The sequence below is a fragment of the Streptomyces sp. NBC_00090 genome (assembly GCF_045160815.1).
GTDB lineage: Bacteria > Actinomycetota > Actinomycetes > Streptomycetales > Streptomycetaceae > Streptomyces.
Genome location: NZ_CP108224.1, coordinates 1,764,017 through 1,788,090, shown reverse-complemented (window position 1 = coordinate 1,788,090; position 24,074 = coordinate 1,764,017). Strand labels below are relative to the sequence as shown.

Sequence of the window (24,074 nt, the reverse complement as noted above, 5' to 3'; positions counted from 1 at the left end):
ACATGCCACCTCCAGTGCCGTTGTAAACCCCTCTGTCGGTTTTGTGATCGTTCAGGTAGCTCGGATGGCCGCGTGTAACTTTGGGTAATACCGCCATACCGGTGAGACCTCCGCGTCCGGTAAGTTGGAGGGTATGAATGCGGAGAGTGACGAGCGCACAGGGGATTCCGCAGCCGGCCAGGAAGCCGAACTGGGATCCCGCGCACCGGAGTTCATCAAGTCCCGGCGAGGCCTGCATCTGAGCTGGCAGGTGGGCGTCTTCATCGTGGGTCTCGCCGTGGTCGGCGCGGGCGTCGTGATGCTGCCGCTGCCCGGGCCCGGCTGGCTCGTCATCTTCGGCGGCATGGCGATCTGGGCGACCGAGTTCGTCTGGGCACAGCTCGTGCTCCGCTGGACCAAGCGGAAGGTCACCGAGGCCGCCCAGCGTGCCCTCGATCCCAAGGTCCGCCGCAGGAACATCATCCTCACCACCGTCGGCCTGGTGATCATCGGCGCCCTGCTCGGCATCTACCTCTGGAAGTTCGGCATCGTCATGCCGTGGAAGATCACCGAGTGACCTTCCGATGGTTCGGGAGCCCCGCTGACATGGGGTAATGTTTGCGATGCGCCCGGGCGATTAGCTCAGTGGGAGAGCACTTCGTTCACACCGAAGGGGTCACTGGTTCGAACCCAGTATCGCCCACCACCCGGATCGAAGGCCCGGAGACGGAACACCGTCTCCGGGCCTTCGGCGTTCACCGCATCCGCGACAGCCGCTCCCGCATCCGCCGGGCATCCCGCAGTCGCTGCTCGTACGTGGCACCCACCGCGAGCAGCAGGAGCCCCGCGAGGGCCGGCGGCAGCCAGCGGGGCAGCGCGCCCACGACCTGCACGACGTACGGGGCCAGCTCGTGCAGCCCGTCCAGGGCCAGCGTCGCGCCGCCCAGCACGAGCAGGGCCTGGAGCCGGAACCGCGCCCCCAGCAGCGTCACGACGAGTGCCGCGACCCCCAGGAGCAGCGGGCGCACCCAGTCCGGGTCCGTCCAGGCCGCGACGAGGCTCGGCAGCAGCGTCGCCGCGAGGCCGGGGCCGTACGCCGCCCAGGACGAGGTCTCCGGGTCCCGGCGCCGCCGCAGGAACCCGACCGCCAGCGCGGGCAGCGTCACCGGGAGCGTGTAGGCCTCCGGGGTCGTCACCTCCGAGACCGCCAGCCGCACCCAGGTGGCCAGCAGGAACAGCGCCGCCGCCGTCCACGAGGCGAACCGCCGCCGCTCCGGCCGGACCGCCGTCGCCGCCGCGATCACCCCGCCGAGGGCCAGGGCGAGCGCGAGGAACGCCGGACGGGAAGCGGCGATCCCCAGGGCGAGCAGCCCCACGGAGGCGCCGGTGATCTCGACCGTCAGGGCGACCGCGCCCGGACGGGTCCGCGCGCCCACCGCGGCGGTGGCCGCCGGGACCAAGAGCAGGGCCAGCGCCGTCCAGTGGTCCTCGAACCCGATGGCCGCGGCCGCCGCGAGGACCAGCCCCGTGGCCGCGAGTACCGCGCCGCAGGCGGAGACCGTCCGGCGGCCGCCCTCGCCGAGGACCGCGACAGCCGTGAGGAGTCCGAGCAGCAGCCCCAGCGAGGCGAAGGTGGCCCCGCGCACGTCCAGGGCGAGCGCGAGCGCGCTCACGGCGGACGCGAGCCCGCCGACGTAGGCGCTCCAGCCGAGCGCCGTACGGGGCTCCACGACGGTCGCCTGCGCCTGGGGTCGCCGGGGCGCCCAGGTGCCCCAGGGGGTCCCGGGCGCGGAGGCGGGCGGTACGGGTCGGTCGGTGGGGCTCGTGGCCGGTGCGCCGGGCGCCTCGGCCAGGCGCAGACCGCGCGCCGCCGGGCCGGGGTGGACGGCGAGCCAGAGGGCCGCCGCCGCGGTGAGGAGCTGGAGGGCGAGCGTCGCCGCGTACGGCAGGTCCAGGGAGACCGGCAGGGCGGTGAGCAGGGCCCAGACCAGTGCGAGCGCGCCGCAGCGGGCCCAGAGCCGGGGGACGGCCGCGAGCGCGGCGGCGACCACCAGGAGGACCAGGGCGGCGGTCGCCGGGTACGAGGTGAGGGCGCGCTCGGCGTGCTCGCCGGACCAGACAGCCGTCGTCCGGGCCACCGGCCCGAGCAGGCCCGCGCCCGCGGGCGGCAGCGCCCACAGGGCGCCGAGCGCCGCGACACCGGCCCCGGCGGCGGCCAGCCCGAGCCGCATGCCACGCGGCAGCCACGCGGCCCCGACCACAGTGCCCGCGCCGGCAGTGCTCGCGCCGGCCGTGCTCGCGCCGGCAGCGCTCGGGCCCGAGGTGTCAGGGCGCCACACCGACGCCAGGGCCAGTCCGCACAGCACGTACCCCGGGACCTCCCACTCCGTCGGCAGGGCCGCGCGGAGGAGGCCGCCGAGCGCGGCCACCGTCGCGAGGCCCGCCAGCGCCGAGGCCGCCGCCGCGAGCGGAGGCCTGCGCCGGGCCACGTACAGCGTCAGCGCCGCACCCGTCAGGAGGAGCGGCGCGCCGCTCCACGGCGAGGTCAGGGAGAGCCAGAAGCCCGTCAGGAGCGACCAGCCGCCCAGCGCCGACGCCCCGGTGGCCGCCGTGATCCGGACCGCCGCCGGCCGGGCCCACAGCACCGCCGCCGCGTCCGCCGCGGCCGTGACCAGCGCCGCCCAGGCGAAGGCCGTCGGCCCGCCCCCGGCCGAGAGCACGCCCAGCGGCAGCGGGAGCTGGGCGGCGACCACGGCCGCCGGAAGCGGGATCCGCAGCCGGGGCAGTACCGACCCGTACGCCGTCCACGCCCCCGCGAGGACCGCCGACGCCACCGCCGCGTACGCGAGGCCGTCGGTCTCCGCCAGCGCCACCCGGTGCAGCGCGTACGCGTCCAGCACCATCAGGACGAGGCCCAGCGCCGCCACCGACTCGCCCGTCGAGACCAGCCCCCTGCGCAGCAGCGCCACCGGCGCGGCCAGGGCCGCCGAGGTCACCACGAGCAGCACCGCGGCGCGGCCGCCGATCCCCATCGAGCCCCAGCTCACCAGGGTGAAGGCGACCGCCGCGATCGTCAGCAGCGTCCCGCCGAGCGTCAGCAGGACGTTCTGCGCGCTCCGCGGTGTCGAGTCCGTGAACCCCGGACGGGGCCGCGGCGCCGCCGCGGTCGGGACCGGCGCGTACAGCGCGCGGATCAGCCAGGCCCGGCGGGCCAGCAACTGGGTCCGCCGCGCGTCGAGTTGCGCCAGCTCGCGGTCGACGAGCACCAGCTCGTCCGCGGGCGGCAGGGAAGTGTCCATAACCGGAGTGTGGCCCCGGCCACACGCGACGGGAATGCGTCACCGTACTCAGATCCGGGCCTGAGTACCCCCACACCGGGCGGATGGACCGGTGCCGGTGCCGGTACCGCTTCCGCTCCCTGCTCCCGTACGACCTGGTCGTCACCGCCCGCGCCCCGCGCCGACGGGCCGGTTTGAAGGAAACCCGCACGGGCCTGTATGGTTCAACCCGTTCCCGGGCGATTAGCTCAGCGGGAGAGCACTTCGTTCACACCGAAGGGGTCACTGGTTCGATCCCAGTATCGCCCACCGGGAGAGGCCGGTCCGTCGAAAGACGGACCGGCCTCTGTCATGTCGCGGAGCGATGCGACGGATCCATCTGTCAGGCCGCCGTGCGCAGTTCCGGACGCAGCGGCCACGCGGGGTCCACCGTCTCCGGCGTCCCCTGCCGCGTGAACCACGCCTGGAGCCCACGCGCCTGCGCCGCGTGCCACACCGCCTGGAGCGTGTGCAGCTCCGCCGGGGTCAGCCGCTCCAGCCGGGACGAGAAGCGCCGCGCGACCGCCCGTACGACGTCCATCGCCGCCGTCGCGTCCGCCGCCGCGTCGTGCGCCCCGGCCAACTCCACCTCGTAGTGCGCGCACAGGTCCGTCAGCGTCCGACGGCCCTTGCGGTACCGGTCCAGATGCTTGTCCAGGACCCGCGGGTCGAGCACGCACAGCGGCGAGCTCGCGAGATAGGTGCCCAGCGACGAGGCCCGGTGCCGGCGCAGCTCCCGGTCCAGGATCGTCAGGTCGAACGGTGCGTTCATCACCACGAGCGGCCGCCCCGCCGCCGTCTCGTCGGCGAGCGCCCGTGCCAGTTCCTCCATCACCGGAGCCGGCCAGCGGCCGTTCCGCTGGAGGTGATCGTCCGTCAGGCCGTGTACGGCGGTGGCCTCCTTGGGCACGGATATGCCCGGATTGACCAGCCAGCGCGTCACCCGCGGACGCGCCCCGGCCGTGTCCTGCACGACGAGGGCGGCCGAGACGATCCGGTCCTCCTCGACGTCAACTCCCGTGGTCTCCGTGTCGAAAGCGGCCAGGGGCCCTTCGTACCAGTGCGTCGTCATCCCCGAACTCCTCGCACCCCAGAGGCAGATGGCCAACCCCCTGCCCGAAACGGTGATACCCGGACTGTTTGCGCCGTACGCGGACCGGTCACAACATCAGGGACGGGGAAGGAAATCGACATGGCGCTCGCCCAGCCCGAGTCGGGAGGGCTGCCGCCCCAGCGGGCAGCATCGACGCGCGGCTCACTCGCCACCACCGCCTGCATGGAGACCCTCCAGGTGGGTTACCTCCACGCGGTCGCCGCGGCGGCCGGCTGCTCACTGTCCCAGCCCTTTCCGGACAACGGCATCGACTGGCACGTCAGCCACGGCTCTCCCGGACACACCGTCGACGACGAGGTCACCATCAAGGTGCAGTTGAAGTGCACCTACCAGATACCGCCGCGACTGCCGGGGAACGCCTCCGCCGCGTTCTCGTTCACTCTCGACAACGACCACCTCGTGAAGCTCGCCCGGACCCCCGTGTCCGTGCACAAGATCCTGGTCGTGATGCTCGTCCCGAGGGCGCAGGAGGACTGGCTGAGGGCGAGCCACGACCGGCTCGACCTGAGGCACTGCTGCTACTGGATCAACCTGGCCGGACACCCGGTCACGGGACGGCGCCGGACCACCGTGCGCGTCCCGACGGCGCGGATCTTCGACGACCGGGCGCTCTGCGAGATCATGACCCGGGTCGGCGTGGGAGGGACACCTTGATGCACCGACCGATCGACGACCCCGAGGGCGAGTACGGCGCCGACCGGGGACACGGAGCCGACGGCACGTACGGAGCGGACGGCAGCTTCGGAGCGGACGGCAGGTACGGAGCCGGGCCCGGTTCCGGAGCCGTACCGCCGCCCTACCGGCCCCACCCGGCGCCCGGCGACACCCCCGGGCCCTGGACCGGGATCCCCGCGCCGCCCACCGGGCCCTGGGCCGACACCCAGGGCCCGCCCGACCCCGGGCGGGTCGACCCGAGGGTCCTCGGCGCCCTCCTCGCCCGTCACGGCTGGCGGCGGCGCGGCGGGGCGGCCGGCCGCTACAGCCGCTGGACCCCGCCCGGCGGCCCGGGCGGCACCGGCCACGGCGGCACGAGCCTGCTCGTCCCGGAGAGCCGTGCCTTCCCGGACTGCGAGGACCTGCTCGGCGAGGCGCTCGCCGCCCTCGCCCACAGCGGCACGCCCTCCGCGCGCGAGGTCCTCACCGGCCTCACCGTCCCCAGCGACGAGATCCGCTGGTGGCGCGACGTGCCGCCGGGCCCGGCCGGCACCGTCCCCTGGACCGTGCAGGAGCAGCTCAGGTCGGCGGCCCGCCAGCTCCTCCTCGCGGGCGCCCTGGCCGTGCGCGGCCGGGCCGGCTACCACGGCGCCCGCCACCGCCGGCCCGCCCAGGCCTCCCTGGAGTCCGTCGTCGTCGGCGCCGCCCCCGGCGGGCGCGGCCTGACCGCCTTCCTGCCGGTCGAACCGGGCCGCCCCGTCGCCGTCCGGCTCTACCACGCGCTCTACGCGGCGCGGGAGGCCACGGACTACCAGCGGGCCACCGGTGGCATGGAGGCCTTCGACGCCGCCGTCGAGGCGGGCGTCAGCCGTGAGCTCATCGAGGCGCTCGTCGCCCTCGTCCGGGGGACCGAGGGAGCCAGGATCGCCCTCGAATGGGCCCCGGCCGCCGGAGCGCCCGAGGGGTGCGCGGCCCGCCCCGAACCCGTCGAGTTCTCGCCCGGCGACCTGCCCGCCCTGCGCGAGGCGAGCGCCCGCTACCTGACGGACGAGCCCTCCGTCCCGGTACGGATCACCGGGGCCGTCGTCCGCATGCGCCGCTCGGGGCCGCGCGGCGAGGGCACCGTCCGGCTGCGGGTGCTCGGCGGGGCGGAGGTCCCGCACGTCCGCGCCGTCCTCGACGAGGAGGCGTACCGCACCGCCGTCCACGCCCATCTGGTCGGGCTCCCGATCCGGGTCGTCGGCCGGCTGGAGAGCCGCGGCGGCTTCCGGCGCCTCACCGACGCCTCCGGGGTCGTCCCCGTCCAGGTGGACGAGGCGGAACGGGACCGGCTGATGAAGTCGCTCCACGAGAACCTCGACTTCTTCGAGGAGGCGTGCGGCCCGGACGACTGACGGCCTCCCGTCGGCCGGGGCCGTGAGCACGGAATGCGCGAGCCGGAGACGAACCGGGCCCGTTAAGATCGGCGTGACGCGGCACCTCGTCTCTGCCGCGCACCGTCGGCGCCGGCACCTCGTGCCTGCCAGCGCCCCAATGGAAGAAGAACACCAGTGTCTGAAGTCCGTGTGACCGTCCAGTCCGCCTCGGAAGCAGAGGAGAGGGCGGTGAGCGCGGGCACCACCGCCGGTGCCCTCTTCGCCGACGACCGCACCGTCATCGCCGCCCGCGTCGGCGGCGAGCTGAAGGACCTCTCGTACGAGCTCGCCGAGGGCGATGTCGTCGAGGGCGTCGAGATCTCCTCCCCGGACGGTCTCGACATCCTGCGCCACTCCACCGCCCACGTCATGGCCCAGGCCGTGCAGGAGCTCTTCCCCGAGGCCAAGCTGGGCATCGGCCCGCCGGTCCGGGACGGCTTCTACTACGACTTCGACGTCGAGAAGCCCTTCACTCCCGAGGACCTCAAGGTCATCGAGAAGAAGATGCAGGAGATCCAGAAGCGCGGCCAGCGCTTCTCCCGCCGCGTGGTGACCGACGAGGCCGCCCGCGAGGAGCTCGCGGACGAGCCGTACAAGCTCGAGCTCATCGGCATCAAGGGCTCCGCCTCCACCGACGACGGGGCCAACGTCGAGGTGGGCGGCGGCGAGCTGAGCATCTACGACAACCTCGACGCCAAGACCGGCGAGCTGTGCTGGAAGGACCTCTGTCGCGGTCCGCACCTGCCCACCACCCGGAACATCCCGGCGTTCAAGCTGATGCGCAACGCGGCCGCCTACTGGCGCGGCAGCGAGAAGAACCCGATGCTCCAGCGCATCTACGGCACCGCCTGGCCGTCGAAGGACGAGCTGAAGGCGCACCTCGACTTCCTGGCCGAGGCCGAGAAGCGCGACCACCGCAAGCTCGGCAACGAGCTCGACCTCTTCTCCGTCCCGGACGAGATCGGCTCCGGCCTCGCGGTCTTCCACCCCAAGGGCGGCATCATCCGCCGGGTCATGGAGGACTACTCGCGCAAGCGCCACGAGGAGGAGGGCTACGAGTTCGTCTACTCGCCGCACGCCACCAAGGGCAAGCTCTTCGAGAAGTCGGGCCACCTGGACTGGTACGCCGAGGGCATGTACCCCCCCATGCAGCTCGACGAGGGCGTGGACTACTACCTCAAGCCCATGAACTGCCCGATGCACAACCTGATCTTCGACGCGCGCGGGCGCTCCTACCGTGAGCTGCCGCTGCGCCTGTTCGAGTTCGGCACCGTGTACCGGTACGAGAAGTCCGGCGTCGTCCACGGCCTGACCCGGGCGCGCGGCTTCACCCAGGACGACGCGCACATCTACTGCACCCGCGAGCAGATGGCGGAGGAGCTGGACAAGACCCTCACCTTCGTCCTCAACCTGCTCCGCGACTACGGTCTGAACGACTTCTACCTGGAGCTGTCGACCAAGGACCCGGAGAAGTTCGTCGGCTCCGACGAGGTGTGGGAGGAGGCCACCGCGGTCCTCCAGCAGGTCGCCGAGAAGCAGGGCCTCCCGCTGACCCCCGACCCGGGCGGCGCCGCGTTCTACGGCCCGAAGATCTCGGTGCAGGCGCGGGACGCCATCGGCCGTACCTGGCAGATGTCGACCGTGCAGCTCGACTTCAACCTGCCGGAGCGCTTCGACCTGGAGTACACCTCCCCGGACGGCACCAAGCAGCGCCCGGTCATGATCCACCGCGCGCTCTTCGGCTCGATCGAGCGCTTCTTCGCGGTGCTCCTTGAGCACTACGCGGGTGCGATGCCGCCGTGGCTGGCGCCGGTGCAGGCGACCGGTATCCCGATCGGTGACGCCCACATCGACTACCTCCAGGAGTTCGCCGTCAAGGCGAAGAAGCAGGGTCTGCGGGTCGAGGTCGACTCCTCTTCGGACCGGATGCAGAAGAAGATCCGGAACGCGCAGAAGCAGAAGGTTCCGTTCATGATCATCGCGGGTGACGAGGACATGGCCGCCGGGGCCGTCTCCTTCCGCTACCGCGACGGTTCGCAGGAGAACGGCATCCCCGTCGACGAGGCCATCGCCAAGATCGCCAAGATCGTCGAGGACCGCGTCCAGGTCTGACGATGCCGAAGGCTGACGGCGCCGGAGGTCCGACGGCGCCGGAGGTCCGACGACCGCGGAGCGTGTTCAGGTAGAGGCCCCCGGGGAATCCCCCGGGGGCCTCTACTCGTCCTCCCGCGTGAACGACTGGATCAGCCAGGACGAGAACGAACCCGTCACCGCGCCCAGCAGGGCGAGCCCGCAGGCCATCACACCCACCGCCGTCACCCGGCCCATCGGGGTCACCGGGGTGACATCCCCGTACCCCACCGTCGCGAGCGTGGCGCAGGCCCACCACACCGCGTCGCCGAAGGTGACGATCGTGGCACCCGGGGCGTCCGCCTCGAACTGGTAGACGGTGAGCGCTCCCGCGAAGCCCAGCAGGCTCGCGGTGAGGCCGGCGTAGACCATCACGCGCGCGTAGAGGCTGAGCCGGGGTTTGTCATGGCGGCGCTGTACGCGGTCGTAGATGTTCACCATCCGCACCGGCCGCAGCAGCGGCAGCACCAGGACCACCGTGTCGAGGAGATGCGTGCGGACGAAGCGGAGCGGGCCGAGGCCGCTGAGGCGGAGCCGTACCGCGTAGTCCGCGATGAAGACGGCCCAGGCGGCGAAGGTGACGGCGAGGCAGAGGTCGAGCCAGGCCTGGGGGAGACGGTCGTGCCCGAGGATCCCGACCGCGTAGCCCGTCAGAAAGGCGAGGGAGGCCACGGCGAGCGGGATCTCCATACGGCGGTCCCAGCGTTCCTGCCGGGGCGGTTTCGGCGGCGGCCTGTCGCTCATCGGATCAGCATGGCCGCTGCACGGATCTTCCGCCCCGGCGACACGTTCCGAACGGGCGAAGCAATATGCTGCACAGCATGACGACTGAGCCGGAGCAGCAGATCGGAGTCGGGACGCGGGACGCGTTCCAGCGCCTGTGGACGCCTCATCGGATGGCGTACATCCAGGGCGAGAACAAGCCGACCGGGCCGGGGGCCGAGGACGGCTGTCCGTTCTGCTCGATTCCGTCGAAGTCGGACGAGGACGGTCTGGTGATCGCCCGCGGTGAGAGCGTGTACACGGTCCTCAACCTGTACCCGTACAACGGCGGACACCTGATGGTCGTGCCCTACCGCCACGTCGCCGACTACACGGATCTGGACGCGGCGGAGACGGCGGAGCTCGCCGACTTCACCAAGCGCGCGATGGTTGCGCTGCGGACGGCCTCCGGCGCGCACGGCTTCAACATCGGCATGAACCAGGGCGCCGTCGCGGGCGCCGGGATCGCCGCCCACCTGCACCAGCACGTGGTGCCGCGCTGGGGCGGCGACACCAACTTCATGCCGGTCGTCGGGCACACCAAGGTGCTGCCGCAGCTGCTCGCCGACACCCGGAAGATGCTGGCCGACGCCTGGCCGGCCACCATCTGATCCGTATCCGTACGTGTGCGGTGACCCGGGTCGAGCGGCCCGGGTCCCGCCGTGCGCGGGTCAGGCGTCGTAGACGTCGGCCTTCTTCGGGCCCGGCTCCTGGATGCCGCCGCCGAGGATCAGCGAGCGGTTGGTGAAGCGCTCCGTGTCCACGTTGTGGTCGTCGAGCATCTTGACGGTCGCGGAGTGGACGGCCCGCAGCACCGGGGTGGCCATGCGGATGGCGTCGTCGGCCATGAAGCGGTTCTTCCAGAGCGGGCCGGCCCAGGCGTGGCGGAGGCCGAAGGGCTCGGGCAGGACGAGCTTGCCGCCGAGGAAGTCCAGGATCGGCGGGAACCAGGTGAGCGGGGCGCGGACGGCCATCCGTACGACGTCGTCGGTGTCGGTCACCGGCAGCTTGATCTCGCGGGTCTCCCAGAAACGGACGGCCTTCGAGACCTCCTTGGTCTTCGCCTTGGGCTTCGTGGTGAAGAGGGAGTGCACGGGGCCGAGGGCGTGGCCGGTGACCTCGATCCGCAGGGTGTGGTGGAGCGAGGTGACGGTGACCAGCATCGTGAGGACCAGGTTCCCGTCCCAGAGGGTGAACTGCACACCGAGGTAGTGGCGGTTCCCGGCGCCGAACTGCTGGTCGTTGCAGATGCGCTGTATCTCGTGCGGCTTGACCTGGTAGTGGACGATGTTGTCGCCCTCGGGGCGGGTGACCTCGTCGGCGCCCTCGCCGACCGGGGAGACGATCCAGTGCTTGACGGTCGGCTTGGGGAAGCCGGTCTTGAGGGAGCCGCGCTCCAGCAGCGTGAGCTGGTCGTGGATCTTCCGTACGACGTCCCAGGCGCGGAAGTCGTGGATCTCCCGGCCGGGCTGGGGGACGAGCTCCTCGGCGAGGGTCCAGCTGCCCCAGCGGGTGCCCATGCCGAGGATGCCCCGGGTGCCCGCGTAGAAGACGATGTTGGACTGCTGCTCGGCGGAGAGCTTCTCCAGGTTGACGCGGAGGGCTTCGGCGGCCTTCTCTCCCGGGTCCTGCGGCACCGCCTCGGGGATCTTGGGGCCGACGCCGCCACCGCTGAGCAGGGAGGTCCACTGGGCGCGCAGGTCGGTGGCGGTCTTCTCGCAGATATGGCGGGCGAGGAACCAGCCGAGGACCGGAGCCACGATCATGGCGCGCAGATAGTTCGGCAGGATCCCGTCGAAGGGCAGCCTCAGCAGGACGAGCAGCGAGAAGAGGCCGGCCGCGACGAGGAGCCCGGTGCCGACGGCGCTGGTGCGCCTGTTCTCGGAGCCGGCGGCGACCCGGCGGAGCTGGATGACGCCCAGCCAGAGCAGCAGGCCGGGCAGGAAGATGACGCCGCAGAAGAAGGTGACCATGGTCAGCCGGATGTCGCGCTGCTTGCGGATCCGGGAGGCGGCGAGGCAGTGCTCGACGACCGGCTGGGGTTCGGCGCCGAAGGACTGGATGAGGGCCTTGCGGCCGCCGCCGAGCATGCGTACCTGGACCGCGCGGGAGAAGGCCTCGCCGAGGTCGGGGTGGAAGAGCTTGTTCCACCGGCCTTCCTTGACCGTCGACTTGTGCAGGTCGTTGTTGGCCTCCAGGATCGTGTCGACCGGGCTGTCGCGGTACGCGACGGAGGCGAGGGCATGGGTCGCCGCCGTCTGCCCGTCCGAGCCCTGAAGGGGAATCTGTGCCCCAGGTCCGAATCCGTCGAAAGCCACTGCCGCCCCCATCGCCGCGAGTACTTGTGCGGGCTGTTCCCAACTGCCGCGCCCCGCACACCTTCTGAGCTGGGCACCACAGCGTAACCGGGTACCGGTCGATGCGTCACTGCCTGTGGATATCGTCGGCCGAATGCTGTCCGCCCGGCGTGCGCCGGGCGGACGTGTACAGCTGTCGCTCCGTCAACTAGGAATGCTTTTCGGCCTGTTCGCGCATCCGGTCCGCGAGGTGCGGTGGCATCGGTTCGTGCCGGGCGTACGTGCGGTCGAACCGGCCCGTGCCGTGCGAGACGGAGCGCAGGTCGATCGCGTACCTGCTGATCTCGATCTCCGGGACCTCGGCCCGGACCAGGGTCCGCCCGGGACCGGCCTGCTCGGTGCCGACGACCCGGCCGCGCCGCCCCGACAGGTCGCTCATGACCGGGCCCACGTACTCGTCGGGGACGAGGACCTGGACCTCGGCGACCGGCTCCAGGAGATGGACGGGGACGTCGGCGGCCGCCTCGCGCAGCGCGAGCGCCGCGGCCGTCTGGAAGGCGGCGTCGGAGGAGTCGACCGAGTGCGCCTTGCCGTCCCGCAGGGTGATCCGGATGTCGACGAGGGGGTAGCCGGCGGAGACGCCCCGCGCGGCCTGGGCCCGCACCCCCTTCTCGACGGAGGGGACGAACTGGCGCGGGACCGCCCCGCCGACGACCTTGTCGACGAACTCGATGCCGCTGCCCGTCGGCAGCGGCTCCACCTCGATCTCGCAGATGGCGTACTGGCCGTGGCCGCCGGACTGCTTGACGTGCCGGCCCCGGCCGGCCGAGGCGCCGCCGAAGGTCTCGCGCAGCGACACCTTGTACGGCACGGCGTCGACCTGGACCCCGTACCGGCCCCGGAGCCGTTCGAGGACGACGTCCTGGTGGGCCTCGCCCAGGCACCACAGCACCACCTGCCGGGTGTCCTGGTTCTGTTCGAGGCGCATGGTGGGGTCCTCGGCCACCAGCCGGGCCAGGCCCTGCGAGAGCCGGTCCTCGTCGGCCTTGCTGTGGGCCTCGACGGCGAGCGGCAGCAGCGGCTCCGGCATGCTCCACGGCTCGATGAGGAGCGGGTCGTCCTTGGCGGAGATCGTGTCGCCGGTCTCGGCGCGGCCGAGCCGGGCCACGCAGGCGAGGTCACCGGCGACGCAGTGCGGCAGGGGGCGCTGCTGCTTGCCGAACGGGGAGGTGAGGCCGCCGATCCGCTCGTCGACGTCGTGGTCCTCGTGGCCCCGGTCGGTCAGGCCATGGCCGGAGACGTGCACGGTCTCGTCGGGGCGCAGGGTCCCGGAGAAGACCCTGACCAGGGAGATCCGGCCGACGTAGGGGTCGGCGGCGGTCTTGACGACCTCGGCGACCAGGGGTCCGTCGGGGTCGCAGGTGATCGGCGGCCTGGGCTGCCCGTCGGGGGTGGTGACGGCGGGCGGCTCGTGCTCCAGGGGCGAGGGGAAGCCACCGGTGATCAGTTCCAGGAGTTCGAGGGTGCCGAGGCCCTGCGTCCCGCCGTCGGCGGCGGGGGCGGCCGCGAGGACCGGATGGAAGCTGCCCCGGGCGACGGCCTTCTCCAGGTCGTCGACGAGCGTCTTCACGTCGATCTCCTCGCCGCCGAGGTAGCGGTCCATGAGGGTCTCGTCCTCGCTCTCGGCGATGATCCCCTCGATGAGCCGGGCGCGGGCCTCCGCGATCAGCTCCCGCTGGTTCTCGTCGGGGGCCTCCTCGCGCCGTACGCCCGTCGAGTAGTCGAGGATCCGCTCCGAGAGCAGCCCGACGAGGCCGGTGGCGGGGGCGTGCCCGTCGGCGCCCTCGGCGCCGCGCACCGGCAGGTACAGGGGGAGGACGGCGTCCGGGTCGTCGCGCCCGAAGAGCTCGGCGCAGACGGCGGTGAGCTCGGTGAAGTCGGTGCGGGCCGTGTCGAGGTGGGTGACGACGATGGCGCGGGGCATGCCGACGGCGGCGCACTCCTCCCAGACCATGCGGGTGGAGGCGGCGACGGCGTCGGCCTCCTGGGCGGCCGAGACGACGAAGAGGGCCGCGTCCGCGGCCCGCAGACCGGCCCTCAGCTCCCCGACGAAGTCGGTGTACCCGGGGGTGTCGAGAAGGTTGATCTTGAACCCGTCCCAGCCGACCGGGACGAGGGAGAGCTGTACGGAGCGATGCTGGCGGTGCTCGATCTCGTCGTAGTCGGAGACGGTCCCGCCGTCCTCGACGCGCCCTGCCCGGTTGACCGCCCCGGCGGTCTGCGCGAGGGCCTCGACGAGGGTCGTCTTGCCGGATCCGCTGTGGCCGACCAGCACCACGTTCCGTACGGCCGTGGGCCGGTCGGCCGTCAAAGCCCTGCCGGCGGCTCCGGCGGCCGTGTTCGCCTTGTCACCCATGATGTGTTCCTCCCGACTGCTCGCACGGTGCGGCGGGACGCGGGCGCGGGGGAGTGGCGTGTCGCGGTGCGGCTCCTGCGGGTGCCCGCGGTGGTTCTTCGAGCTTTGCACCGCCTTCGGGACGCGTCCATACGTCGTACCCGCACGGACCCCCGGAAGGACGCCGACGCGGCGGGGACGGGTGCCCGCCGCGTCGGCGTGACGCGCGTGGCTACGATGGGTGAGCCGGTGGTCATAGGGGCCGCGCGGCCCACCGAACCTCGGGAAGGCCATGCTGAACAAGTACGCGCGTGCCTTTTTTACGCGTGTCCTCACACCGTTCGCCGCGTTTCTGCTCCGCCGGGGCGTCAGCCCCGACGCGGTCACGCTCATCGGCACGGCGGGAGTGATGGCCGGTGCGCTGGTCTTCTTCCCCCGGGGAGAGTTCTTCTGGGGCACGATCGTCATCACCCTCTTCGTCTTCTCCGACCTCGTCGACGGCAACATGGCGCGGCAGGCGGGGATCTCCAGTCGCTGGGGAGCCTTCCTCGACTCGACGCTCGACCGGGTCGCGGACGGCGCGATCTTCGGCGGCTTCGCGCTCTGGTACGCGGGCAAGGGCGACGACAACGTCCTGTGCGCCGTCGCCATCTTCTGCCTCGCGAGCGGCCAGGTCGTCTCGTACACCAAGGCCCGTGGTGAATCGATTGGCCTGCCGGTCGCCGTCAACGGCCTCGTCGAGCGCGCCGAGCGGCTGGTCATCTCGCTGGTCGCCGCCGGTCTCGCCGGCCTGCACGCCTTCGGCGTGCCCGGCGTCCAGGTGCTGCTCCCGATCGCCCTGTGGATCGTGGCCGTCGGCAGCGCGGTGACCCTGGGACAGCGCGTGGTGACCGTACGACGGGAGTCGGCCGAGGCGGACGCCGCGGCCCGGGGGAGCGAGGCGACATCGTGAGCGCACTGAAGGACCGGTTGACCGACGGGGTGTACGGCCTCGGCTGGGCGACGGTGAAGAAGCTGCCCGAGCCGGTGGCGACCGGCCTCGGCCGGCGGATCGCCGACTTCACCTGGAAGCGGCGCGGCAAGAGCGTGCTGCGGCTCGAGTCCAACCTCGCGCGCGTGGTGCCGGACGCCACGCCCGAGCGGCTCGCCGAGCTGTCGAAGGCCGGCATGCGCTCGTACATGCGGTACTGGATGGAGTCCTTCCGGCTGCCGACCTGGAGCGAGGAGCGGGTCGGGAGCGACGTCGACATCAAGGGCGCCCACCACCTGCTCGACGGGCTCGCCTCCGGGCGGGGCGTCATCATCGCGCTGCCGCACCTGGCCAACTGGGACCTGGCGGGCGTGTGGGTGACCCGCACGCTCGGCATACCGTTCACGACGGTCGCGGAGCGCCTCAAGCCGGAGACGCTGTACGACCGCTTCGTCGCCTACCGCGAGTCCCTCGGCATGGAGGTCCTCCCGCACACCGGGGGCTCCGCCTTCGGGACGCTCGCGCGGCGGCTGCGGGCCGGCGGTCTCGTCTGCCTGGTCGCCGACCGCGATCTGTCGGCGTCCGGCACCGAGGTCACGTTCTTCGGGGACACGACCCGGATGCCGGCCGGTCCGGCGATCCTCGCCCAGCAGACCGGGGCGCTGCTGCTGCCGGTGACGCTCTGGTACGACGACACGTCGGTCATGAGGGGGCAGATCCACCCGCCCGTCGACGTACCGGAGTCGGGTACGCGGGCCGAGAGGACGTCCGTGACGACACAGGCGCTGGCCGACGCCTTCGCCGCCGGCATCGCGGAACACCCGGAGGACTGGCACATGCTGCAACGACTGTGGCTCTCCGACCTGGAGGAACGCCCGGATCGGCCGGCCGCGGAGCACGAGGAGCGGGACGAGGTGCGCGAGGCGTGAGGATCGGCATCGTCTGCCCGTACTCCTGGGACGTGCCGGGTGGCGTCCAGTTCCACATCCGCGACCTCGCCGAGCACCTCATCCGGCTCGGCCACGAGGTCTCCGTGCTCGCCCCCGCCGACGAGGAGACCCCCCTCCCGCCGTACGTGGTCTCGGCCGGGCGGGCCGTGCCCGTCCCGTACAACGGCTCGGTGGCCCGGCTCAACTTCGGCTTCCTCTCCGCCGCCCGGGTACGGCGCTGGCTGCACGACGGCACCTTCGACGTCGTCCACATCCACGAGCCGACCTCGCCCTCGCTCGGGCTGCTCACCTGCTGGGCGGCTCAGGGGCCGATCGTGGCCACCTTCCACACCTCGAACCCGCGCTCGCGGGCGATGATCGCCGCGTACCCGATCCTCCAGCCGGCCCTGGAGAAGATCAGCGCCCGGATCGCGGTGAGCGAGTACGCGCGGCGCACGCTCGTCGAGCACCTCGGCGGCGACGCCGTCCTCATCCCCAACGGCGTCGACGTGGACTTCTTCGCCCGCGCCGAGCCGAAGGAGGAGTGGCAGGGCGAGACGCTCGGCTTCATCGGACGGATCGACGAACCGCGCAAGGGCCTGCCCGTGCTCATGCGGGCCCTGCCCAGGATCCTCACCGAGCGGCCGGGCACCCGGCTCCTCGTCGCCGGCCGCGGGGACGAGGAGGAGGCGGTGGCCTCGCTGCCGCCCGAGATGCGCTCCCGGGTCGAGTTCCTCGGCATGGTCAGCGACGAGGACAAGGCACGGCTGCTGCGCAGCGTCGACGTGTACGTCGCGCCCAACACCGGCGGCGAGAGCTTCGGCATCATCCTCGTCGAGGCGATGTCGGCCGGCGCGCCGGTCCTCGCCGCGGACCTCGACGCCTTCGCCCAGGTCCTCGACCAGGGCGGCGCGGGCGAGCTCTTCGCCAACGAGGACGCGGACGCGCTCGCGGACGCGGCGATCCGGCTCCTGGGCGACGAGCCCCGCCGCGCGGAGCTGAGCGCCCGCGGCTCGGCCCACGTGCGCCGCTTCGACTGGAGCACGGTCGGCGCGGACATCCTCGCCGTCTACGAGACGGTCACGGACGGCGCGGCGGCGGTGGACACGGACGAGCGGGTCGGCCTGCGCGCCCGCCTGGGGCTGTAGGGCCTGTCCGGCGCGGTTGCACGCCGCGCCCCCGGGCAGGTTGCGCACATGGATCCGATCACCGTGCACCGGCTCGACCTCGGGTACTTCACCCGCCCCGCCGCCGAGTGGGGCGGGCCCCACGCGCGCGTGGAGCCCGTCCTCGGGTACCTCGTGCGGCACGCGCGCGGAGCCCTGCTCCTCGACACCGGCATGGGCACGGGCTCGCCCGAGACCGACGCGCACTACCGGCCCGTCCGCAGGCCGCTGACCGTACGGCCCGAGGACGTGGACGTCGTCGTCAACTGCCACCTCCACTTCGACCACATCGGCGGCAACCAGCGCTTCCCCGACACCCCGGTACTCGTGCAGCGCACCGAGCTCGCCACCGCCCGCGCCGGCGGCCACACCATCGACTCGCTCCTCCCCGGCGTCCGGTACGAGGAGATCGACGGCGAGCACGAGATCGCCCCCGGCGTCCTCGTCGTGCCGACCCCGGGGCACACCGAGGGCCACCAGTCGCTCCTCCTCGACCACGGCGACCGGGTGACGGTCCTCGCGGGGCAGGCGTACGACTTCGCGGCCGAGTTCGGCACCCCGTACCGGCCCTGGCTCGACCGGCTCGCCGAGCTCGCCGCCGGCCGCCGCGCGCGTGTCCTGTTCGCCCATGACCGCGACCTTTGGGAAGGGGTGCTGCCGCCGCCCCGGTAGCCTGTGCGCCCGTGACCGAAACCCTGATCTGGACCGTCGTCGCGCTGATCCTCATCGGCGTCTATCTCAGCTGGACCGCCGGACGGCTCGACCGGCTGCACTCCCGCATCGACGCCGCCCGCGCCGCCCTGGACGCCCAACTGCTCCGCCGGGCCTCGGTCACCCAGGAGCTGGCCACCTCCGGTGTCCTCGATCCCGCCGCCTCGATCGTGCTGTACGAGGCGGCGCACGCCGCCCGGCAGGCCGAGGAGGACCACCGGGAGGTCGCCGAGAGCGAGCTCAGCCAGGCCCTGCGGGCCGTCTTCGGCGAGCCCGAGCAGGTCGAGGTCGTACGGGAGGCGCCCGGCGGCGAGGAGGCCGCGGGGGAGCTGGCCGCGGCCGTGCGCCGGGTGCCGATGGCCCGCCGCTTCCACAACGACGCCGTACGGGCCGCCCGCGCCCTGCGCCGTCACCGCAAGGTCCGCTGGTTCCGGCTCGCGGGCCACGCGCCGTTCCCGCTGGCCTTCGAAATGGACGACGAGCCGCCGGTGGCCCTTGCCGATCGCCCGGCCTGACCTACCGTAACCTGCGAAAACGATCCACCGGGTCCACATTGGCCCTTGTTGTGGACCCCAGGTGGCCTGTTTCCTCTTCTTGTCGTCAACCCCTGTTGTCACGAGTGAGGTATCCGTGTCCACCACGCCTTCCACCACCTTCCAGTCCCCCGAGACCGGCACCGCGCGCGTGAAGCGCGGCATGGCCGAGCAGCTCAAGGGCGGCGTGATCATGGACGTGGTCAACGCCGAGCAGGCGAAGATCGCCGAGGACGCCGGCGCCGTGGCCGTCATGGCCCTGGAGCGGGTCCCCGCGGACATCCGCAAGGACGGCGGCGTGGCCCGCATGTCCGACCCGAACATGATCGAGGAGATCATCGGCGCGGTCTCCATCCCGGTCATGGCCAAGTCCCGCATCGGCCACTTCGTCGAGGCGCAGGTCCTGCAGTCCCTCGGCGTCGACTACATCGACGAGTCCGAGGTCCTGACCCCGGCCGACGAGGTCAACCACTCCGACAAGTGGGCCTTCACGACCCCCTTCGTCTGTGGCGCCACCAACCTGGGCGAGGCCCTCCGCCGCATCGCCGAGGGCGCGGCCATGATCCGCTCCAAGGGCGAGGCCGGCACCGGCAACGTCGTCGAGGCCGTCCGCCACCTGCGCCAGATCAAGAACGAGATCGCCAAGCTGCGCGGCTTCGACAACAACGAGCTGTTCGCCGCCGCCAAGGAGCTCCGCGCCCCGTACGAGCTCGTCAAGGAGGTCGCCGAGCTCGGCAAGCTGCCGGTCGTGCTGTTCTCCGCCGGTGGTGTCGCCACCCCGGCCGACGCCGCGCTCATGCGCCAGCTCGGCGCCGAGGGCGTCTTCGTCGGCTCCGGCATCTTCAAGTCGGGCGACCCGGCCAAGCGCGCCGCCGCCATCGTGAAGGCCACCACCTTCTACGACGACCCGAAGATCATCGCGGACGCCTCCCGCAACCTGGGCGAGGCCATGGTCGGCATCAACTGCGACACCCTCCCCGAGTCCGAGCGCTACGCCAACCGGGGCTGGTAAGCACCGATGAGCACTCCCGTCATTGGTGTCCTGGCTCTCCAGGGCGACGTACGGGAGCACCTGATCGCCCTGGCCGCGGCTGACGCCGTGGCCAGGCCGGTGAGGCGCCCCGAGGAGCTCGCCGAGGTCGACGGCCTGGTCATCCCCGGTGGCGAGTCCACCACCATCTCCAAGCTGGCCGTGCTCTTCGGCCTCATGGAGCCGCTCCGCGAGAGCATCGCCGCGGGCCTGCCGGTCTACGGCACCTGCGCCGGGCTGATCATGCTCGCCGACAAGATCCTCGACCCGCGCTCGGGCCAGGAGACCTTCGGCGGCATCGACATGATCGTCCGCCGCAACGCCTTCGGGCGACAGAACGAGTCCTTCGAGGCCGGCGTCACCGTCAAGGGCGTCGAGGACGGACCCGTCGAGGGCGTCTTCATCCGGGCCCCGTGGGTCGAGTCCGTCGGCGCCCAGGTCGAGGTCCTCGCCGAGCACGGCGGCCACATCGTCGCCGTACGACAGGGAAACGCCCTGGCGACCTCGTTCCACCCCGAGCTCACGGGGGACCACCGACTGCACGGCCTGTTCGTCGACATGGCGCGCGCTGCACGGTGACCCGATCCCGGTAGGATCTCTCGGGTTCGTTCAGAAATGGGTTACGCGAAGGAGACAGGCAGATGTCCGGCCACTCTAAATGGGCTACGACGAAGCACAAGAAGGCCGTGATCGACGCCAAGCGCGGCAAGCTCTTCGCGAAGCTGATCAAGAACATCGAGGTCGCCGCCCGTACCGGTGGTGCCGACCTCGATGGCAACCCGACGCTGTTCGACGCCGTCCAGAAGGCGAAGAAGAGCTCGGTTCCGAACAAGAACATCGACTCGGCGATCAAGCGCGGCGGCGGCCTCGAGGCCGGCGGCGTCGACTACGCGACGATCATGTACGAGGGCTACGGCCCGAACGGTGTCGCGGTGCTCATCGAGTGCCTCACCGACAACCGCAACCGTGCCGCCTCCGACGTGCGCGTCGCCATGACCCGCAACGGCGGCTCGATGGCCGACCCGGGTTCGGTCTCGTACCTGTTCAACCGCAAGGGCGTCGTCGTGCTCCCCAAGGGCGAACTGAGCGAGGACGACGTCCTGGAGTCGGTGCTCGAAGCCGGCGCCGAGGAGGTCAACGACCTCGGCGAGTCCTTCGAGATCATCAGCGAGGCCACCGACCTGGTCGCGGTCCGCACCGCCCTCCAGGAGGCCGGTATCGACTACGACTCGGCCGAGTCCAGCTTCGTCCCGACCATGCAGGTCGAGCTCGACGAAGAGGGCGCGCGCAAGATGTTCAAGCTGATCGACGCGCTGGAGGACAGCGACGACGTGCAGAACGTCTTCGCCAACTTCGACGTCAGCGACGAGGTCATGGAGAAGGTCGACGCCTGATCGCGGCCGTTCCGCAGCGGGCCGACGGGGACACACCCCCGTCGGCCCGCTGCGTTGTCAGTGGCAGCCGATAGCCTGCACAAACAGTTGAGCGACAGCGGTCCAGGGAGGGGCACAGTGCGCGTTCTCGGGGTGGACCCCGGGCTGACCCGGTGCGGCGTCGGCGTCGTCGAGGGCGTCGCCGGCCGACCCCTGACCATGCTCGGCGTGGGCGTGGTCCGGACGTCGGCCGACGCGGACATCGGCGTGCGCCTCGTCGGCATCGAGCGCGGCATCGAGGAGTGGCTCGACCGCTTCTCGCCCGAACTCGTCGCCGTGGAGCGGGTGTTCAGCCAGCACAACGTCCGTACGGTGATGGGCACGGCGCAGGCGAGCGCGGTCGCCATGCTCTGCGCCTCGCGCCGCGGCATCCCCGTCGCCCTGCACACCCCCAGCGAGGTCAAGGCCGCCGTCACCGGCAGCGGACGCGCCGACAAGGCCCAGGTCGGCGCCATGGTGACCCGGCTCCTGCGGCTCTCCGCGCCGCCCAAGCCGGCCGACGCCGCCGACGCCCTCGCCCTCGCCATCTGCCACATCTGGCGGGCCCCCGCCCAGAACCGCCTCCAACAGGCCGTCGCCCAGAACCGTCTCCAGCAGGCGGTCGCCAAGCACCAGGCATCCGCCCCACAGCAGGCATCCGCTCAACAGCAGGTGGTCGCCCCGCACCAGGCGTCCGCCGTGAAAGGCCGAACCCGATGATCGCCTTCGTCAGCGGCCCGGTCGCCGCGCTCGCCCCCACCACCGCCGTGATCGAGGTCGGTGGCGTGGGCATGGCCGTCCAGTGCACGCCCAACACGCTCTCCGCGCTGAGGATCGGTCAGGACGCCAGGCTCGCCACCTCCCTGGTCGTGCGCGAGGACTCGCTCACCCTCTACGGCTTCGCGGACGACGACGAGCGCCAGGTCTTCGAACTCCTCCAGACCGCCAGCGGAGTCGGCCCCCGCCTCGCCCAGGCCATGCTCGGCGTGCACAGCCCCGACGCACTGCGCGTCGCCGTCTCCACCGGTGACGAGAAGGCCCTCATGGCCGTCCCCGGCATCGGCAAGAAGGGCGCGCAGAAACTCCTCCTCGAACTGAAGGACAAGCTCGGCGCCCCCCTGGGCAGCAGCGGCATGGTCGGTGCCCAGCGCGCCGCGGCCTCCGGGCCCGCGCCGTGGACCGAGCAGCTGTCCGCCGCGCTGATCGGTCTCGGCTACGCGAGCCGCGAGGCGGAGGAGGCCGTCAGCGCCGTCGCCCCCCAGGCCGAGGCAGCCCTCGCCGAGACCGGCACCGCCCCCGTACCGCAGCTGCTCCGCGCCGCCCTGCAGACCCTCAACCGCGCCCGCTGACCTCTCGCCCGGCCCCCCGCGGGCCGGGCGGAGCCGGGCGCAGGCCGCCCACCTCCCACCCGCGCCCGCTGACGCGCCGTACGAACGAGAAGGCATCCACCGTGAATTGGGACGACGACGACACCACCGCCGAGGCGGCCGAGGCCGAGGCGCGCATCGTCGGCGCCTCCGCCGAGGGGGACGACCAGGCCGTCGAAGCGGCCCTGCGCCCCAAGGACCTCAGCGAGTTCGTCGGCCAGGAGAAGGTCCGTCAGCAGCTCGACCTGGTCCTCAAGGCGGCCCGGCAGCGCGGCGCCACCGCGGACCACGTCCTGCTCTCCGGCGCACCCGGCCTGGGCAAGACCACCCTCTCGATGATCATCGCGGCGGAGATGAACGCCCCGATCCGCATCACCTCCGGCCCCGCCATCCAGCACGCCGGCGACCTCGCCGCGATCCTCTCCTCCCTCCAGGAGGGCGAGATCCTCTTCCTCGACGAGATCCACCGGATGTCCCGGCCCGCCGAGGAGATGCTCTACATGGCGATGGAGGACTTCCGCGTCGACGTCATCGTCGGCAAGGGCCCCGGCGCCACCGCCATCCCCCTGGAGCTCCCGCCCTTCACCCTGGTCGGCGCCACCACCCGGGCCGGACTCCTGCCGCCCCCGCTGCGCGACCGCTTCGGCTTCACCGGCCACATGGAGTTCTACGACCCGGGCGAGCTCCAGCGGGTGATCCACCGCTCCGCCGGCCTCCTCGACGTCGAGATCGACCCCGCGGGTGCCGCCGAGATCGCCGGCCGCTCCCGCGGCACCCCCCGCATCGCCAACCGCCTGCTGCGCCGGGTCCGCGACTACGCGCAGGTCAAGGCGGACGGCGTGATCACCCGGGAGATCTCCGAGGCCGCCCTCCGGGTGTACGAGGTGGACAACCGCGGCCTCGACCGGCTCGACCGCGCCGTCCTGGAAGCCCTGCTCAAGCTCTTCGGGGGCGGACCGGTCGGCCTCTCCACCCTCGCGGTCGCCGTGGGGGAGGAGCGCGAGACCGTCGAGGAGGTCGCCGAACCCTTCCTCGTACGCGAGGGTCTGCTGGCCCGCACGCCCCGTGGTCGGGTCGCCACTCCCGCGGCATGGGCGCATCTCGGACTCGTTCCGCCGCAGGCAGCGGGCCCGGCGGTACCCGGAAGGGGACAACAGGGGCTCTTCGGGGCGTGACGGGGCTGACACTCGCCCGGACCGGAACCGGGGTGCGATGCTGGACGTTGTTCCATCGATGCGGACTCGCCTAGACTCCGCCGATGCCGCCCTTTCTGGTCGGCGCGCCCACCCCCGAAGATCAGGCCGCGGGTTCTCCGCGACCGTGCGAAGGAAACCCGTCCCGTGAGCATCGTGACCCTTCTCCCCTTCATCGTCCTCATCGGGGCCATGTTCCTGATGACCCGCTCTGCGAAGAAGAAGCAGCAGGCGGCCGCGCAGATGCGTGATGAGATGCAGCCCGGCACCGGCGTCCGGACGATCGGGGGGATGTACGCCACCGTCAAGGAGATCGGCGACGAGACCGTCCTTCTCGAGGTCGCGCCCGGCGTCCACGCCGTCTACGCGAAGAACTCGATCGGCGCCGTCCTCGAGGACTCCGAGTACAACCGCATCGTCCACGGCGACGAGGAGTCGGACACCGACACCGTCGTTCCGGACGACGCCTCCTCGCTCACCGGCACCGCCGATGACGCGGAGAAGGACACGGAGGCCGTCGAGGCCGAGGACGCGCCGAAGGCCGATCTGACGAAGAAGTCGGACGAGGCCGAGGCGGGCGCCCAGGGCCAGAAGGACGGCAAGGCCGACGGCGAGACCGACGCGAAGTAGTCGCGGCCGGGGACCCCACGCACGCCCACCGGCGTGCGCGGTCCCCGGAACGGTTCCACGTCTGCGGGGG

General features: G+C 72.1%; 22 protein-coding genes and 2 tRNA genes. 19 read left to right on the top strand and 5 right to left on the bottom strand.

Going from position 1 to position 24,074, the window contains the following annotated elements; all coding sequences use genetic code 11:
• The first annotated feature begins 133 nt into the window (after positions 1-133).
• Positions 134-556 (top strand): TIGR02611 family protein, encoded by a 423-nt coding sequence (locus OG361_RS07755; protein ID WP_384566399.1) that lies wholly within the window; start codon positions 134-136, stop codon positions 554-556.
• A gap of 54 nt (positions 557-610) precedes the next feature.
• Positions 611-685 (top strand) — tRNA-Val (locus tag OG361_RS07750).
• A 49-nt stretch (positions 686-734) separates the two neighbouring features.
• Here the strand turns inward: OG361_RS07750 and OG361_RS07745 are convergent.
• On the bottom strand, positions 735-3,278 hold the full coding sequence (locus OG361_RS07745; RefSeq protein ID WP_405852602.1) for an SCO7613 C-terminal domain-containing membrane protein: 2,544 nt from the start codon (positions 3,276-3,278) through the stop codon (positions 735-737).
• 216 nt (positions 3,279-3,494) lie between these two features.
• Here OG361_RS07745 and OG361_RS07740 point away from each other — a divergent pair.
• Positions 3,495-3,566 (top strand) — tRNA-Val (locus OG361_RS07740).
• Between the two features lie 73 nt (positions 3,567-3,639).
• On the opposite strand, the gene OG361_RS07735 is transcribed toward OG361_RS07740, so the two are convergent.
• Positions 3,640-4,368, bottom strand: a complete 729-nt coding sequence (locus OG361_RS07735; RefSeq protein WP_405852601.1) for a 3'-5' exonuclease — start codon at positions 4,366-4,368, stop codon at positions 3,640-3,642.
• Between the two features lie 120 nt (positions 4,369-4,488).
• Here OG361_RS07735 and OG361_RS07730 point away from each other — a divergent pair, with 120 nt between their 5' ends.
• From OG361_RS07730 to thrS, 3 genes are all read left to right on the top strand, one after another.
• Positions 4,489-5,064: a DUF4365 domain-containing protein gene (locus OG361_RS07730; RefSeq protein ID WP_384566394.1), complete on the top strand. Its 576-nt coding sequence runs from the start codon at positions 4,489-4,491 to the stop codon at positions 5,062-5,064.
• The gene (locus OG361_RS07725; RefSeq protein WP_405852600.1) at positions 5,064-6,458 is read left to right on the top strand and encodes a hypothetical protein; all 1,395 of its coding nucleotides are present in this window, start codon (positions 5,064-5,066) and stop codon (positions 6,456-6,458) included. Before OG361_RS07730 ends, OG361_RS07725 begins: the two co-directional genes overlap by 1 nt.
• Positions 6,459-6,614: 156 nt before the next feature.
• On the top strand, positions 6,615-8,591 hold the full coding sequence (gene thrS / locus OG361_RS07720; protein ID WP_405852598.1) for a threonine--tRNA ligase: 1,977 nt from the start codon (positions 6,615-6,617) through the stop codon (positions 8,589-8,591).
• Positions 8,592-8,693: 102 nt separating this feature from the next.
• Here thrS and OG361_RS07715 read toward each other — a convergent pair whose 3' ends face one another.
• Positions 8,694-9,353, bottom strand: a complete 660-nt coding sequence (locus OG361_RS07715; RefSeq protein WP_405852596.1) for a potassium channel family protein — start codon at positions 9,351-9,353, stop codon at positions 8,694-8,696.
• 65 nt (positions 9,354-9,418) lie between these two features.
• Between OG361_RS07715 and OG361_RS07710 the strand changes: the two genes are divergently transcribed.
• Entirely contained in the window at positions 9,419-9,982 is a 564-nt protein-coding gene (locus tag OG361_RS07710) for an HIT family protein (RefSeq protein WP_384566383.1), read from the top strand.
• 60 nt (positions 9,983-10,042) lie between these two features.
• On the opposite strand, the gene OG361_RS07705 is transcribed toward OG361_RS07710, so the two are convergent.
• Both OG361_RS07705 and OG361_RS07700 read right to left on the bottom strand, forming a co-directional pair.
• Positions 10,043-11,701 (bottom strand): hypothetical protein, encoded by a 1,659-nt coding sequence (locus OG361_RS07705; RefSeq protein ID WP_405852595.1) that lies wholly within the window; start codon positions 11,699-11,701, stop codon positions 10,043-10,045.
• 175 nt (positions 11,702-11,876) lie between these two features.
• Entirely contained in the window at positions 11,877-14,084 is a 2,208-nt protein-coding gene (locus tag OG361_RS07700) for an elongation factor G-like protein EF-G2 (protein WP_405852593.1), read from the bottom strand.
• Positions 14,085-14,355: 271 nt separating this feature from the next.
• On the opposite strand from OG361_RS07700, the gene pgsA reads away from it, so the two are divergent.
• The 12 genes from pgsA (at position 14,356) to yajC (ending at position 24,004) form a co-directional block, all read left to right on the top strand.
• The gene (gene pgsA, locus OG361_RS07695; protein ID WP_405852592.1) at positions 14,356-15,015 is read left to right on the top strand and encodes a phosphatidylinositol phosphate synthase; all 660 of its coding nucleotides are present in this window, start codon (positions 14,356-14,358) and stop codon (positions 15,013-15,015) included.
• Positions 15,016-15,020: 5 nt separating this feature from the next.
• The gene (locus tag OG361_RS07690) at positions 15,021-15,962 is read left to right on the top strand and encodes a phosphatidylinositol mannoside acyltransferase (RefSeq protein ID WP_405862136.1); all 942 of its coding nucleotides are present in this window, start codon (positions 15,021-15,023) and stop codon (positions 15,960-15,962) included.
• Positions 15,959-17,110, top strand: coding sequence for a glycosyltransferase family 4 protein (locus OG361_RS07685; protein WP_405852591.1), 1,152 nt, complete (start codon positions 15,959-15,961; stop codon positions 17,108-17,110). Before OG361_RS07690 ends, OG361_RS07685 begins: the two co-directional genes overlap by 4 nt.
• A 48-nt stretch (positions 17,111-17,158) precedes the next feature.
• Positions 17,159-17,800, top strand: a complete 642-nt coding sequence (locus OG361_RS07680) for an N-acyl homoserine lactonase family protein (RefSeq protein WP_384566371.1) — start codon at positions 17,159-17,161, stop codon at positions 17,798-17,800.
• Positions 17,801-17,811: 11 nt separating this feature from the next.
• Positions 17,812-18,354, top strand: coding sequence for a hypothetical protein (locus OG361_RS07675; protein WP_405852589.1), 543 nt, complete (start codon positions 17,812-17,814; stop codon positions 18,352-18,354).
• A 115-nt stretch (positions 18,355-18,469) separates the two neighbouring features.
• A complete protein-coding gene (gene pdxS / locus OG361_RS07670) occupies positions 18,470-19,384 on the top strand; it encodes a pyridoxal 5'-phosphate synthase lyase subunit PdxS (protein ID WP_056649994.1) in 915 nt (304 codons plus the stop codon).
• Positions 19,385-19,390: 6 nt separating this feature from the next.
• On the top strand, positions 19,391-19,981 hold the full coding sequence (gene pdxT, locus OG361_RS07665; RefSeq protein ID WP_384566366.1) for a pyridoxal 5'-phosphate synthase glutaminase subunit PdxT: 591 nt from the start codon (positions 19,391-19,393) through the stop codon (positions 19,979-19,981).
• 62 nt (positions 19,982-20,043) lie between these two features.
• Positions 20,044-20,796 (top strand): YebC/PmpR family DNA-binding transcriptional regulator, encoded by a 753-nt coding sequence (locus tag OG361_RS07660; RefSeq protein WP_384566363.1) that lies wholly within the window; start codon positions 20,044-20,046, stop codon positions 20,794-20,796.
• Positions 20,797-20,913: 117 nt separating this feature from the next.
• Positions 20,914-21,534, top strand: a complete 621-nt coding sequence (gene ruvC, locus OG361_RS07655) for a crossover junction endodeoxyribonuclease RuvC (RefSeq protein WP_405852588.1) — start codon at positions 20,914-20,916, stop codon at positions 21,532-21,534.
• Entirely contained in the window at positions 21,531-22,163 is a 633-nt protein-coding gene (ruvA, locus tag OG361_RS07650) for a Holliday junction branch migration protein RuvA (protein ID WP_384566357.1), read from the top strand. Before ruvC ends, ruvA begins: the two co-directional genes overlap by 4 nt.
• 101 nt (positions 22,164-22,264) lie before the next feature.
• Positions 22,265-23,356 (top strand): Holliday junction branch migration DNA helicase RuvB, encoded by a 1,092-nt coding sequence (gene ruvB / locus OG361_RS07645; RefSeq protein ID WP_405852587.1) that lies wholly within the window; start codon positions 22,265-22,267, stop codon positions 23,354-23,356.
• Between the two features lie 165 nt (positions 23,357-23,521).
• Entirely contained in the window at positions 23,522-24,004 is a 483-nt protein-coding gene (gene yajC / locus OG361_RS07640) for a preprotein translocase subunit YajC (protein ID WP_405852586.1), read from the top strand.
• The last annotated feature ends 70 nt before the right edge of the window (positions 24,005-24,074 follow it).